The following is a 13,307-nucleotide window of genomic DNA, read 5'->3' on the forward strand; positions in this document are numbered from 1 at the left end:
AGAGAGTAGTCCGCCGCCCGGCCCGCCGGACATAGACGAACCGGCGATAGTCTTGTACTTTTCATCTCTCCAGACCTTGAGCCCGTGCGATGTCCGCCCCGATCAGCAGCGCCGCCGAACCCATTCCCCGCTATTGGCTCTATGGCGAGCCGCCGGCGGTGCCGGAGCTGCGCTTCGTCCATGTCGAGACGATCCCGGAGCGGATGCGCTTGCACAATTGGGAGGTCCAGCCCCACCGCCACGATGGGTTGAGCCACGCGCTGCTGGTCACCGGCGGCGGCGGCCGGCTGACCGCCGACGGGACGGAGGGTTGGTTCCGCGCCCCGGCCTTCGTCGCGGTGCCGGCGCAGGTGGTGCATGGCTTCCGCTTCGATCCCGGCACCGACGGCTTCGTCCTGACCATGTCGGAGGGGTTCCTGGCCGGCGTGCTGGCCGCCGCGCACGAGGAGGAGCTGCGCGCCGCGCTCGCCCTGCCGCTGGCCCACGAGCTGGAGGCGGGATCGGCGGAGGCGGTGGCGCTGACCGCCGCCTTCGCCGACATCAGGCGGGAGTTCCGCGCCCACCATGTCGGCCGCGCCAGCGCCATCGCCGCCCACGTCACGCTGATGCTGGTCGCCGCCGCCCGGCTGGCGGCGCGGCTGGCGGCGGCGCGGCGGCTGGCGGAGTCCGGGCGGGCGGGGCAGGGGCCGTCGCCCGACGTGCGGCTGCTCGCCCGGCTGCGGCCGATGATCGACGAACGGTTCCGCGAACATTGGCCGGTGGAGCGCTACGCCGACGCACTGGGGGTGACGCCCGGCCGGCTGAACGCCGCCTGCCGCCGCGTCACCGGCCTGTCGACCCTGCAGCTGGTCCACGCCCGGCTGATGCTGGAGGCCCGGCGGTCGCTGATCTACACCAGCCACGGCATGGCGGAGATCGGCTACGCCCTGGGCTTCGAGGACCCCGCCTATTTCTCGCGCTTCTTCACCAAGCGCGAGGGCCGCTCGCCGCTGGCGTTTCGACAGGAGCAGGGCCGGCAGGATCGGGGGCGTGGAGAGCCGGGGGCGGGACCCAGCCTTGACGGCAATGACCTTGACCGGGGTGGGGCCGCCTCACCACAGTAGCATCCCTGAAACGCCGGAAGGGAGCGGAGCGATGGACAGGCTCGACGTTGCGGTGCGCCGGCCGGACCCGGTTGAACAGCCGCCATGGCAGCCGCTGTGGGACCGCCTGCGCGCCGACGCCGCCCGCGTCGCGGCGGAAGAGCCGGCGCTCGCCCCCTTCCTGGACGAGGCGCTGCTGGCGCGCGACGGCTTCGGCGTGGCGCTCGCCGCCCTGCTGGTGCGCAAGCTGGCCGACCGCAGCATGCCGGAGGAGCGGCTGGCCGCGGTGGTCCGCAACGCGATGGACGCCGACCCCGGCATCGTCCTGTCCGCCGCCGCCGACCTCGCCGCCATCCTGGCGCGCGACCCGGCGGCCGACGGCTGCCTGACGCCCTTCCTGTATTTCAAGGGCTTCCACGCCCTGCAATGGCACCGCGTCGCCCATTGGCTGTGGCGGCAGGACCGCCACGACCTCGCCCATTTCCTGCAGAGCCGGGTGTCGGAAGCCTTCGCCGTCGACATCCATCCGGCGGTCCCGGTCGGTCGCGGCGTCTTCATCGACCATGGCACCGGCGTGGTGATCGGCGAAACCGCGGTGATCGGCAACGACGTCTCGATCCTGCAGAACGTCACGCTGGGCGGCACCGGCAAGGAGCACGGCGACCGCCACCCGAAGGTCCGCGACGGCGTCCTGCTGTCGGCCGGCGCCAAGGTGCTGGGCAACATCACCATTGGCGCCCACGCCAAGGTCGGCGCCGGCAGCGTCGTGCTGAAGGACGTCCCCGGCTGCGCCACCGTGGCCGGCGTCCCGGCGCGGGTCGTCGGCTGGTGCCGCGACGAACCGGCCCCGGCCCTGACCATGGACCAGAGCCTGCAGCAGGGCGACTACAGCATCTGACGGTTCCGCTTTGCACATCGCCTGGGGAAGGCGATGATGGCGGCGACACGGTCCAGCCAGCGGTGACGACGGCAGCCGAACGGCGGGATCGACGCGGCTTGCGAGAGTGGCACCTGATGAGAGCGGTCATTCGCGGTGCGATGGGGTGGCCGGCGCGGTCCCTCGCGATCCTGGCCCTGGTCGTGATGCTGGCGCCGGCGGCCCTGGCGCAGAGCCCGGCCGGATCGTCGGCACCCTCCGCCCCTCCGCCGGCGCAGGTCCGCCAGCTTCTGGACCTGCTGGCGGACCCGGCGGTGCGGGTCTGGATCGACGCCCAGCGGACGTCCGGGCCGGTCCCTGCCGCGGCCACGGCGACGGTCGGCTCCCTGGAGGATGCGTTCTGGATGAGCGGCGCGACGCGCCTCGCCCTGATCCGGCAGCATCTGGAAACACTCGCCGACGCCCTGCCGATGGTGCCGGACGATCTGGCCAACGCCTGGACCCTCCTGAAGTTCGAGTTCGAGCAGCGCGGACTGCTCAACATCCTGGCGCTGGTCGCCGGCTTCCTGACGCTCGGCCTTGGCACCGAGTGGCTGTTCTGGTGGGCGACCAAGTCGGCCCGGCGCTGGGTCGTCGAGCATCCGCTCGACACCGTCGGCCAGCGCCTGCGCGCCATCGGCGCGCGCTTCGTCTTCGGCCTGGGGGTCGTCGCCGCCTTCGCCCTGGGCAGCATCGGCGCCTTCCTGATCTTCGACTGGCCGGTCTTCCTGAAGGAGATCGTGCTCGGCTACCTGATGGTCTTCGTCGTCGCGCGCGTCGGCATGGTGCTCGGCCGCTTCCTGCTGGCCCCGGCGGCGGAGCGTTTCCGCATCATCCCGATGCCGACGCCGGTCGCCTGGTTCTGGTACCGCCGGGTGCCGCTGGCCGTGGCGTGGTGGAGCTTCGGCTGGGTCACCCTGCAACTGCTCAAGACCCTGGGCTTTCCGCCGGCCAGCCGCGAACTGGTCGGCTACGGCTGGGGGCTCGGCCTGCTCGCGCTGGGCCTGAACACGGTGTGGAGCCGGGTGCGCACCGCGCCCGGGACCGCGCCCGAAATCGGGGATCAGGGCCGCGATCAGGGTGGGGGTGTCCGCCGCTGGCTGCTGTCGCTGTATCTGGTCGGGCTGTGGGGGCTGTGGGTCGCGCATTTTCCGGGAGCCTTCTGGATCGCCGTGGTCGCCCTGGTCCTGCCCATCGCCATCGCCCTGGTCCGCCGCGCGGCGATCCATCTGCTCAGCCCACCCGACGGCGCGGCGGTCCCGACGCCGACCGTCACCATCGTCTATGTCGAGCGGGGCGCCCGCGCCGTCCTGATCATCGGCGCCACCCTGCTGCTGGCGAGGGTGTGGGACATCGACATGATGGCGCTGTCCGGGCAGGACGCCGACATCACCCGGTTCCTGCGGGGGGTGGTCCACGCCATCCTGATCGTGCTGGTGGCCGATCTGGTCTGGGGGTTGTTCTGCGCGGTGGTCGACGGCCGGCTGATGCACGCCCGGCACGGCGACGGCGCGATCAGCGAGGAGGAGGCGCGTCGCAACGCCCGCCTGCGCACCCTGCTGCCGATCCTGCGCAACATCATGTTCATCGCCCTGCTGGCGATCGCCGGGCTGATGGTGCTGTCGGAGCTGGGGATCGACACCGGCCCGCTCATCGCCGGCGCCGGCGTGGTCGGCGTCGCCGTCGGCTTCGGCGCCCAGACCCTGGTCAAGGACATCATCAGCGGCATCTTCTACCTGCTGGACGACGCGTTCCACATCGGGGAATACATCCAGAGCGACCATTACCGCGGGACGGTGGAGTCCTTCAGCCTGCGCTCGGTCAAGCTGCGCCATCACCGCGGCTCGCTCTACACCATCCCGTTCGGCTCGCTCGGCGCGGTGCAGAACATGAGCCGCGACTGGGTGATCGACAAGATGACGATCAACGTCCCCTATGACACCGATCTCGAACTGGCCAAGAAGATCGTCAAGAAGGTCGGACAGATCTTGCTCGAGGATCCGGAGGACGGGCACTTCATCCTCGAAACGCTGAAGATGCAGGGCGTCGAGCAGTTCGGCGATTTCGCCATCGCCATCCGCATGAAGATCATGACCAAGCCCGGCGAGCAGTTCACCATCCGGCGCAAGGCCTATGCCCTGCTGAAGACGCAGTTCGACGCGAACGGCATCCGCTTCGCCGTTCCGACCGTGCGGGTCGCCGGCGATCCCGGCAGCAGCCAGGCCGGCGAGGGCGCGGCGGCCCAGGCCGGCTTGAACCTCGCCGCCGCGCCGCCGCCCCCCTAAGGGGGAGCGGGCAGGGGCGTCCGCAAGACGCCCCCGGCAGCGGGATCAGGCGGCGCGGATGCTGGCGAGGAAGCTCTCGACCTCCCGGCGCAGGCCTTCGGCCTGCCGCGACAGGTCGTTGGAGGCCCCGAGAACCTGGGACGCCGCGGAGCCGGTCTGGGTCGCCGCCTGGTTCACCTGCACGATGTTGCCGCTGACCTCGCCGGTTCCCTGCGCCGCCTGCTGGACGTTGCGCGTGATCTCGCCGGTCGTGGCGTTCTGCTCCTCGATGGCGGCCGCGATGGTCGAGGCGATCTCGTTGATCGTGTTGATCGTGCCGCCGATCCCCTCGATGGCGGTGACCGTGCCCTGGGTGGCGGCCTGCACGGCGGCGATCTGCGACGCGATCTCCTCGGTCGCCTTGCCGGTCTGGTTGGCCAGGGCCTTCACCTCCGAGGCGACCACCGCGAAGCCTTTCCCCGCCTCGCCGGCGCGGGCCGCCTCGATGGTGGCGTTCAGCGCCAGCAGGTTGGTCTGGCTGGCGATGTCCTGGATCAGCTTGACCACGTCGCTGATGCGTCCGGCGGCCTCGGCCAGACTGCGCACCGAACCGGTGGTCTCGTGGGCTTGGCCCACGGCCTTCGACGCGATCTCGCTGGAACGCGTCACCTGACGGCTGATTTCCTGGATGGAGGCCGCCATTTCCTCCGTCGCCGCGGCGACGGTCTGCACGTTGGCCGACGTCTGCTCGGCGGCGGCGGCGGTGGCGCCGGCCTGCCGGTTGGTCTGCTCGGCCAGCGTCGCCATGCCTTCCGCGGTCCTGCTGAGTTCGGTGGAGGCCGACGCCACGCCGTTCAGGGTGCTGGACACCGCCCGGTCGAAGCCCTGCAACAGACGCTCGACCTCGGCCGTGCGCCGCTCCTTGGCGGCCCGCTCGGCCACCTGTTCGGCTTCGAGGCGGACGCGCTCGACGGCGTTGTCCTTGAAGACCTGAAGCGCCCTGGCCATGCCGCCGATCTCGTCGCCCCGGCTCTGGCCGTCGACGGAGATGTCCAGCGCGCCGCCCGCCAGGGTACGCATGGTTTCCGTCAGCCGCTCGATCGGGCCGGTGATGGTGCGGCGGGTCAGCAGGACCGCCAGCCCGATGCAGACGGTGATCCCGAGCGTGGCCGCAACCAGCGTCCAGAGACGGGCCGACAAATAACTTTCCGTCACCGCGTTGGAGGCGGCCTTCATTTCGTTGTCGTTCTGTTCGATCAGGCCGCGGACCTTGATGATGAGATCGCTGAGCGCCGGATCGAAGCGCTCCCGCATCAATGTTCGGGCGCTCTGATGGTCATGGGCCAGGGCCAGACGCTCGGCCTCGTGCGCGGTGGCGACCAGGGCGTCTGCGGCGCGGCGCGCGTTCTGGATGTCGGCCGTCAAGACCGGTTTGGCCTTGACCACGCCGTCCAGGCGCTGGCTGAGCATCCTCTCCTGCTGGGTGAGCGTCTCGGCCAGCCTGCTCATGCGGGCGTCGTCCTGCTCGGCGAGCAGGGTGTAGATCACCCGGCCGGTTTCGTTGAGGGTCGAGCCGGAACGCGCGAGCCACAGGGCGGCCTCGGCTTCGACATCCAGCAGGCTCGAATAGCGCCGGTCCAGATCCCCCATCCGGGAAAGCGCATTGACCGTCAGGCCGACGGCGAGCACCGCCATCAGGCCGATCACCAGCAGGACTTTGTTGATGATCTTGATATTCTGGAAAGTCATCAAACGCCCCCAAGGCAGCACAAGGTTCAAGATGCATATTATAGTATGCTAATCGGCTCCCCTGGCAAGTGCCGTAATTTAACGATTTTAAACCAATAAAGACAGAATGGTTAAAATCTGGAAATTTTGGCGTGTTTGTTTGTATCCTTCCCGACGTTCATTGAGAACAATTGCGGGTAATATTCTCCATCTCCTGCGCAAAAATCAAACCTTGCCCAGACATGTTCAGTACCGAAGACGGCGGGTGGCTTTCGCTTCGGCCTGACGGTTTTGCCTTCGGAGCAGACTGTGCCCCAGCGGCACACAAGAAACACATAAGGGGTATTATGGAAATCACTGCCGCGCTCTCGGTCGAAAGCCCTACCTCCACCCCCGGCCCTTCCGCCTAAAGAGAGCGCCCGAAGAAGGCTGCTATAAAACTCGTTCGTAACGACACTCAACCATTCGAACGAGCAGCCATCCGATGCCGGGTCCAGGCCATCCCCCAGACCCACCTCGCCACACGGCGCACGGTCCAGCCCTTGGCCGACGGCGCGGAACCTCCCGGACCATCGGGGCCGCGCTGTCCGTGCTCGTGGCGGGCACGGTGCCCGGGGCGGCGCAGACGGTCGAGGATCTGTCGACGCTGTCGATCGAGGAACTCGGCTCGGTCAAGGTCACGTCCATCTCCAAGCGGCCGGAACCGCTGAGCGACGCCGCCGCCGCGGTCTACGTCATCACCGCCGAGGACATCCGGCGGTCCGGCGCCACCAGCCTGCCCGAGGCGCTGCGGCTGGCGCCGAACCTGGAGGTCGCGCGGCTCAACAGCGCCGGCTACAGCGTCAGCGCGCGCGGCTTCAACTCGCCGGAGGCGGCGAACAAGCTGCTGGTGCTGGTCGACGGGCGCAGCGTCTATTCGCCGGTCGCCTCCACCGTCTTCTGGGAGGCGGTCAACGTCCCGCTGGCCGACGTCGAGCGGATCGAGGTGGTCAGCGGCCCCGGCGGCACGCTGTGGGGCGCCAACGCGGTCAACGGCGTCGTCAACGTCATCACCCGGCCGGCCGGGGCGACGCAGGGCGGACTGGTCGAACTCGGCTACGGCACGCGCGAGCGCACCGGCACGCTGCGCTACGGCACCCGCGTCGGCGACACGGCGCTGCGCGGCTACATCACCGGCTTCGACCGCGGCAGCAGCCACGCGCTCGCGCCGGACGACCGGACGACCGACGACTTCGGCGGCTCGCAGGCCGGATTCCGGTTCGACGGCGCCGGCAACGGCGGGGCCGACCGCTACACGCTCCAGGGCGATCTCTACCGCAACCACACCGACTGGCTCGACACCACGCTGCGGGGCGGGAACCTGCTGGGGCGCTGGACGCGCACGCTGGACGCCGGCTCCTCGCTGCAGGTCCAGGCCTATTACGACCGCCAGGACCGCGATTACCTGGTGGCGACCGACGATCTGCAGACCTTCGACCTGCAGGCCCAGCACAACCTGACGGTCGGCGACCGGCATCAGGTCGTCTGGGGCGCCCAGTACCGGCTGTGGCGCTCCGCCTTCCGGTCGCTGGTGAACTTCCGCTTTCCCGACGAGCAGGCGACGATCTCCCTGGGCAGCCTGTTCGCCCAGGACGAGATCGCGCTGAGCCCCGGCCTGAAGCTGACGCTGGGCATGAAGGCCGAATACAACAGCTATTCCGGCCTGGACCTGCTGCCCAACCTGCGGCTGGCGTGGCGGGTCGCCGACGGGCATCTGCTGTGGACGGCGGTCAGCCGCTCGGTCCGCACGCCGTCGCGCGTCGACCGCGAGTTGTCGGCGCCCGGCCTCCTCGACCCGGCGCCGGAGTTCCGGTCGGAGCGGCTGACCGCCTACGAACTCGGCTACCGCGGCCAGCCCAGCGCCAACAGCAGCCTGTCGCTGTCGGGCTTCTACAACGTCTACGACGACCTGCGCACCGTCAACCTGACCAACGGCGGCCTGCCGCTGATGCTGCGCAACGACATGGAGGGCACGACCTACGGCGTCGAGGCCTGGGCCCGCTACAGCCTGACCAACTGGTGGACGCTGCACGCCGGCGGCAACTGGCTGCACAAGAACCTGCGGCTGAAGCCGGGCGCCAGCGACCTGTCCAACTTCCAGGCGGCGGGCCAGGATCCGGCCTACCAGCTCCAGCTCCGCTCGCAGATGACCCTGACCCCGGAGGTCGAGTTCGACGCCACGCTGCGCCGGGTCGGGCGGGTCGCCGCGTCGAACGTGCCCGCCTACACCGAAGCCGACCTGCATGTCGGCTGGCACGTCACCCCGTCGGTCGAGCTGGCGCTGTTCGGCCGGAACCTGCTGCACGCCCGCCATCTGGAGGGCTACGACCCGTCGAACAATCCGCCGCGCGGCATCGGGCGCACCATCTACACCCGGCTGCGGGTGGGGTTCTGAGCGTGGACCGCCAGCCTCGCCTCCCAGCCCGATCCCCTGCCCGATCCCCCGACAGGCGCTCCCGATCGGCGGCCCTGGCCGGCGGGCTGCTGGCCCTGGCGATGGCCCTGACGCTGGCGGGAACGGCCGCCTCGCCGGCGGTGGCGGCCGAGACGCTGGAGGCGGCGGTCAAGGCGACGTTCCTCTACAAGTTCATCGCCTTCGTCTCCTGGCCCGACAGCGCCTTTCCCGACCCGTCCAGCCCCTTCGTCCTGTGCGTGGAAGGCCCGGACCCGTTCGGCGAGTTGCTGGACCGCGCCGTCGCCGGGCAGAGCGCCGCCGGCCGGCCGATCACGCTGTGGCGCGCGCCGCGCTTCGAGGCGGGGTCGGGCTGCCATCTGCTCTACAGCCGGTCGTCGCCCGGCCGTTTGCGCGGTGCGCCGGTGCTGACCGTCACAGATGGCGATTCGGCTGTTGATACGGGTGCGGGCGCCGTCGTCACCTTCGTCCTGCGCGACGACCGCGTCCGCTTCATCATCGACGCGGCGGCGGCGCAGGACAATCATCTGACCATCAGCTCCAAGCTGATGAGCCTTGCCGTCGCGGTGCGGCGATGACCGGGGGGCGGGAGCAAAGCATGGCCGATCTGACCCGACTGTGGCGGCACGCGCCGCGCCTGACCGTCCTGGCGGTGGCCGTCCTGCTGCTGGCCGGCGGCCTGATGGCGTTCGGCAGCGAGCGCGCCCACCGGGCGCAGAGGGCCGGCGAGGTCGAGGTGCAGGCCCGCATCCTGGCGGCGACGGTCACCGCGGCGCTGAGCTTCAACGACCACGCCGCCGCGCGCGAGTATGTGGCGGCGCTGGCCGTCAACCCCGATTTCGAGGCCGCCGGGGTCTACGACACGGCCGGCGCCCTGTTCGCCGCCTACACCGCGGCCGGTTCGGCGCCGCTGGCCCTGGTCGGGCAGCCGGGCCGCTGGTTCGACGACGACCACCTGACCGTGACCGTGCCGGTGGTCCAGGACGGCCAGACCATCGGCACCGTGTCGCTGCGCACCCAGATGGAACCCTTCGCCCGCCGCGCCGAACGCTATGGCGGCATGGCGCTGCTGGTGGCGATGGCGGTGCTGATCGTGCTGGTGCTGGGCGCCGCCCAGGCCGAACTGGCGCGGACCAACCGCGATCTGGCCGAGCGGGCGCGCGACCTGTCCGTCGCCAACGACGCGCTGAACGCCGAGATCGCCGAGCGCGAACGGGTCGAGGCGGCGCTGCGCCAGAGCCAGAAGATGGAGGCGATGGGCCAGTTGACCGGCGGCATCGCCCATGATTTCAACAACCTGCTCCAGGCGCTGTCCGGCTGCCTGCAGCTGATCGGCCGCCGCGCCAAGGAACCGTCGGTGCAGCCGCTGCTGGAGACCGGGCAGCAGGCGATCGACCGCGGCGCCAAGCTGATCCAGCAGTTGATGGCCTTCGCCCGGCGCCAGACCCTGCGGCCGGAGCCGATGGACGTGCGCGACCGGCTGCTCGGCATGGCCGACCTGCTGACCCGCGCCATCCGCGCCGACATCCGGCTGGACACCGGGCTGGAGCCCGGCCTGTGGCCGGTGGAGGCCGACCCGACCCAGTTCGAGCTGGCGATCCTCAATCTGGCGGTCAACGCCCGCGACGCCATGCCCGACGGCGGGACGCTGCGCATCACCGCCCGCAACCGGCCGGCGGAGGGGCCGGACAGCACCGATCTGGTGGAGGTGACGGTGGCCGACACCGGCACCGGCATGGCGCCCGAGGTGAAGGTCCGCGTGTTCGAGCCCTTCTTCACCACCAAGGAGGTCGGCAAGGGCTCCGGCCTCGGGCTGGCCCAGGTCTATGGCTTCACCCGCCAGTCGGCCGGACGGGTGGAGATCGACAGCGCCCCCGGCCGCGGCACCGCGGTGTCGATCCTCCTGCCGCGCACGACCAAGCCGGTGGCGGCCGTCGCGGCGGACCGGGCGACCGCCTCCCATGGGGCCGCCGGGCGGCGGCTGCTTCTGGTGGAGGACGACCCGGTGGTCGGCAGCATGGTCGCCGCCGCCCTGGACGAGGTCGGCTACGCGGTGCTGCGCGCCACCAACGCCGACGAGGCGCTGGCGCTGCTGACCGGCGGTCACACCAGGATCGACATCCTGTTCAGCGACGTGGTGATGCCGGGCGAGATGAACGGCATCGATCTGGCCCAGGCGGCGCGGCGGCTGCGGCCGGGGCTGCCGGTGGTGCTGACCACCGGCTACAGCGAGGACATCGCCCGGCTCGACGGCGTCCGGGTGCTGCCCAAGCCCTACCGCGTGGCCGCCCTGGTCGAAACGCTGGAGGCCGCCCTGTCGGAGGACGGGACGGCGCCGGCGGCGGAAGAGCAGCACGCGGGCTGATCCCGCTTTTCGAAGGGCTCCGTTCGCGTTCGCCGGTGACACGCCACGAAGACAGAAACAACCTGAGAGAGACGTGGAATGGCGACGACCACGATCAGGCCCGTCACCCGCAGGGATCGCTACCGTGTGGCGGCGATGATGCAGCGCAGTTGGATCGACGCCTACCCGCCGATGGTGCCGGCCCGGCACATGAGGCGCGATACGACGCGGAGCATCGACCTGTGGTTCGCCGACCGGATGGCTTTGCCCGGCTACCGGGCTTGGATGGCTGGAACGCCTGCGGCACCGCTCGGCGTTTGCGCCAGCTACCCTGTCCGTCCCGGCCTCTTCGAAATCGACCTGATGTTCGTGGCGCCGGATGCACGGTCGGCCGGCATCGGGTCGGTCCTGTTGAGGCAGGCCATCACGGCGATCGACGGCCGTCATGCCGCGTGCCGCCTGTGGGTCGGCACCAGGAATGTGCGCGCCCAGCGCTGGTACGCGCGGCATGGATTTGTCCATACGGGTCTGAAGCTGCTCAGCCCGTGGAACGGCTTTGCCTGGCAGGTCAGCGAGATGCACCGGCGGTGAGCGCCGGTCGCCACGGCGCTCCGGCACTCACCGCCAGCCGATGTCCCGCACGCCGTCCGGTCAGGCGGCGTCTTCGCTCAGCACGCCGCGGCGGATCTGGTCGAGTTCGATCGATTCGAACAGCGCCTTGAAGTTGCCTTCGCCGAAGCCTTCGTTGCCGATGCGCTGGATGATCTCGAAGAAGATCGGGCCGATGACGGTCTGGGTGAAGATCTGCAGCAGCAGCCCCTGTCCCTCCGTCGGCGCGCCGTCGAGCAGGATGCGGTTGGCGCGCAGGCGCTCCAGATCCTGGCCATGGCCGGGGACCCGGCTGTTGACCTTCTCGTAATAGGTGTCCGGCGTGTCCTGGAACGGGGTGCCGAGGCCGCGCATCGTCTCCACCGTCCGGACGATGTCGTCGGTGCCCAGCGCGACGTGCTGGATGCCCTCGCCCTTGTAGTCGCGCAGATACTCGACGATCTGCGACTTGCTGTCGGCCGACTCGTTGATCGGGATGCGGATCTTGCCGCAGGGGCTGGTCATCGCCTTCGACCGCAGGCCGGTCAGCTTGCCCTCGATGTCGAAATAGCGGATCTCGCGGAAGCCGAACAGGCGGGTGTAGAAGTCCGCCCACTCCTCCATCCGGCCGGTGTGGACGTTGTGGGTCAAATGGTCGATGTAGGTCAGCCCGGCGCCCTTCGGGTGCTGGTCGACGCCGGGCAGCGGCACGAAATCGATGTCGTAGATGCTGCCATGGTCGCCGTAGCGGTCGACGAGATAGATCAGCGAATCACCGATGCCCTTGATCGCCGGGATGTTCAGCTCCATCGCGCCGATCCGGGTCTCCACCCCCCAGGCGCCGAGATCGAGCGCGCGGCGGTAGGCGAAGGCGGCGTCGGCAACGCGGAAGGCGATGGCGCAGATCGACGGGCCGTGCAGGGCGGCGAAGTTGCGCGGGAAACCGGCCGGCTCGGCGTTGACGATGAAGTTGACGTCGCCCTGGCGGTAGAGCGTCACGTCCTTGGACCGGTGGCGGGCGATGGCGGTGAAGCCGAGCTGTTCGAACAGACGCCCCAACGCCGCCGTGTCCGGGGCCGTGAATTCGATGAACTCGAACCCGTCGGTCTTCATCGGGTTTTCCCACATATCGGCCATGGTCGCGTCTCCGGGTGGATGTGATGCGGTCAGTATGACGGATTGTTCGTGGAAATAGCTTTCAAAGCGCGGGCTCCGGATGGCTGATTTTGGTAGGATTTCCCGTACACCGCCCCTTGTACGGAGTTTTTTGCCGATGACCACGCCGCTATCGGAAATCGACGTCAAAATCCTGGTGGCGTTGCAGGAGGATGCGCGCCTGACGGTGCAGGAGTTGTCCGACCGCGTCGGCACCTCGCCGTCCTCCTGCTGGCGCCGCCTGCGCTCGCTGGAGGAGACCGGCGTCATCCGCCGCTACACCGCCCTGGTCGACCCCAAGGCGGCGTCGGTCGGCGAATGCGTCTTCGCCCATGTGACGCTCGACCAGCATTCGGCCGAGACCGCCGCGGTGTTCATCGACGCGGTGCGCAAACGGCCGGAGGTGCTGGAATGCTACGCCGTGTCGGGCGACGCCGACTATCTGCTGCGCGTCGCGGTGCGGGCCATCGCCGACTACAACCGCTTCCTGGAGGAGTTCGTCTTCCACCTGCCCTTCCAGGTCCGCATCCGCTCCAACTTCGCCCTGAAGGAGATCAAGTTCGAGACGGCGTTGCCCCTGGGGCTGGGGCCGGCGTGAGGGGGGAGCCGGCTCTCCCGGTCCGGAGGGGGGCCGTCGATGTGGGGGCCAAACTCCCTCACCAAACTCCCTCAAGAGCGTTTTCGTCATTCCCGCGAAGGCGGGAATCCAGGCTTTCCCGGGAGAGAACCCAACGGGAAGTCTGGATCCCCGCCTGCGCGGGGATGACGGAAAGTCCTT

General features: G+C 69.7%; 10 protein-coding genes. 8 read left to right on the forward strand and 2 right to left on the reverse strand.

The window, feature by feature from the left end:
• The first annotated feature begins 89 nt into the window (after positions 1–89).
• From TSO352_RS27295 to TSO352_RS27305, 3 genes are all read left to right on the forward strand, one after another.
• Positions 90–1,103 carry a helix-turn-helix domain-containing protein gene (locus TSO352_RS27295; protein WP_109110215.1) on the forward strand — a complete coding sequence of 338 codons (1,014 nt, stop codon included), beginning with the start codon at positions 90–92 and terminating at the stop codon, positions 1,101–1,103.
• Positions 1,104–1,134: 31 nt separating this feature from the next.
• The gene (gene cysE / locus TSO352_RS27300; RefSeq protein WP_109110216.1) at positions 1,135–1,980 is read left to right on the forward strand and encodes a serine O-acetyltransferase; all 846 of its coding nucleotides are present in this window, start codon (positions 1,135–1,137) and stop codon (positions 1,978–1,980) included.
• A 116-nt stretch (positions 1,981–2,096) separates the two neighbouring features.
• Positions 2,097–4,283, forward strand: coding sequence for a mechanosensitive ion channel family protein (locus TSO352_RS27305; RefSeq protein ID WP_109110217.1), 2,187 nt, complete (start codon positions 2,097–2,099; stop codon positions 4,281–4,283).
• 45 nt (positions 4,284–4,328) lie between these two features.
• Here the strand turns inward: TSO352_RS27305 and TSO352_RS27310 are convergent, their stop codons facing one another.
• Positions 4,329–6,011 (reverse strand): HAMP domain-containing methyl-accepting chemotaxis protein, encoded by a 1,683-nt coding sequence (locus TSO352_RS27310; RefSeq protein ID WP_109110218.1) that lies wholly within the window; start codon positions 6,009–6,011, stop codon positions 4,329–4,331.
• A gap of 568 nt (positions 6,012–6,579) precedes the next feature.
• Here TSO352_RS27310 and TSO352_RS27315 point away from each other — a divergent pair.
• The 4 genes from TSO352_RS27315 (at position 6,580) to TSO352_RS27330 (ending at position 11,377) form a co-directional block, all read left to right on the forward strand.
• Positions 6,580–8,424, forward strand: a complete 1,845-nt coding sequence (locus tag TSO352_RS27315) for a TonB-dependent receptor (protein ID WP_158284636.1) — start codon at positions 6,580–6,582, stop codon at positions 8,422–8,424.
• Between the two features lie 101 nt (positions 8,425–8,525).
• On the forward strand, positions 8,526–9,020 hold the full coding sequence (locus TSO352_RS27320) for a YfiR family protein (RefSeq protein WP_109110220.1): 495 nt from the start codon (positions 8,526–8,528) through the stop codon (positions 9,018–9,020).
• A gap of 20 nt (positions 9,021–9,040) precedes the next feature.
• A complete protein-coding gene (locus TSO352_RS27325; RefSeq protein ID WP_109110221.1) occupies positions 9,041–10,807 on the forward strand; it encodes an ATP-binding protein in 1,767 nt (588 codons plus the stop codon).
• 78 nt (positions 10,808–10,885) lie between these two features.
• On the forward strand, positions 10,886–11,377 hold the full coding sequence (locus TSO352_RS27330; protein ID WP_109110222.1) for a GNAT family N-acetyltransferase: 492 nt from the start codon (positions 10,886–10,888) through the stop codon (positions 11,375–11,377).
• 60 nt (positions 11,378–11,437) lie between these two features.
• Here the strand turns inward: TSO352_RS27330 and hppD are convergent, their stop codons facing one another.
• Positions 11,438–12,511 carry a 4-hydroxyphenylpyruvate dioxygenase gene (gene hppD, locus TSO352_RS27335; RefSeq protein ID WP_109110223.1) on the reverse strand — a complete coding sequence of 358 codons (1,074 nt, stop codon included), beginning with the start codon at positions 12,509–12,511 and terminating at the stop codon, positions 11,438–11,440.
• A gap of 136 nt (positions 12,512–12,647) precedes the next feature.
• Between hppD and TSO352_RS27340 the strand changes: the two genes are divergently transcribed.
• Complete coding sequence (locus TSO352_RS27340; protein WP_109110224.1) at positions 12,648–13,127, forward strand: Lrp/AsnC family transcriptional regulator; 480 nt, start codon at positions 12,648–12,650, stop codon at positions 13,125–13,127.
• Positions 13,128–13,307 lie beyond the last annotated feature (180 nt).

The organism is Azospirillum sp. TSO35-2, from assembly GCF_003116095.1.
In the GTDB taxonomy this organism is placed as follows: domain Bacteria; phylum Pseudomonadota; class Alphaproteobacteria; order Azospirillales; family Azospirillaceae; genus Azospirillum.

Coding starts and splice junctions, on each gene's coding strand:
- TSO352_RS27340 (WP_109110224.1), top strand. CDS start 12,648: ATGACCACGCCGCTATCGGAAATCGACGTCAAAATCCTGGTGGCGTTG.
- TSO352_RS27305 (WP_109110217.1), top strand. CDS start 2,097: ATGAGAGCGGTCATTCGCGGTGCGATGGGGTGGCCGGCGCGGTCCCTC.
- TSO352_RS27325 (WP_109110221.1), top strand. CDS start 9,041: ATGGCCGATCTGACCCGACTGTGGCGGCACGCGCCGCGCCTGACCGTC.
- hppD (WP_109110223.1), bottom strand. CDS start 12,511: ATGGCCGATATGTGGGAAAACCCGATGAAGACCGACGGGTTCGAGTTC.
- TSO352_RS27330 (WP_109110222.1), top strand. CDS start 10,886: ATGGCGACGACCACGATCAGGCCCGTCACCCGCAGGGATCGCTACCGT.
- TSO352_RS27295 (WP_109110215.1), top strand. CDS start 90: ATGTCCGCCCCGATCAGCAGCGCCGCCGAACCCATTCCCCGCTATTGG.
- cysE (WP_109110216.1), top strand. CDS start 1,135: ATGGACAGGCTCGACGTTGCGGTGCGCCGGCCGGACCCGGTTGAACAG.
- TSO352_RS27310 (WP_109110218.1), bottom strand. CDS start 6,011: ATGACTTTCCAGAATATCAAGATCATCAACAAAGTCCTGCTGGTGATC.
- TSO352_RS27320 (WP_109110220.1), top strand. CDS start 8,526: ATGGCCCTGACGCTGGCGGGAACGGCCGCCTCGCCGGCGGTGGCGGCC.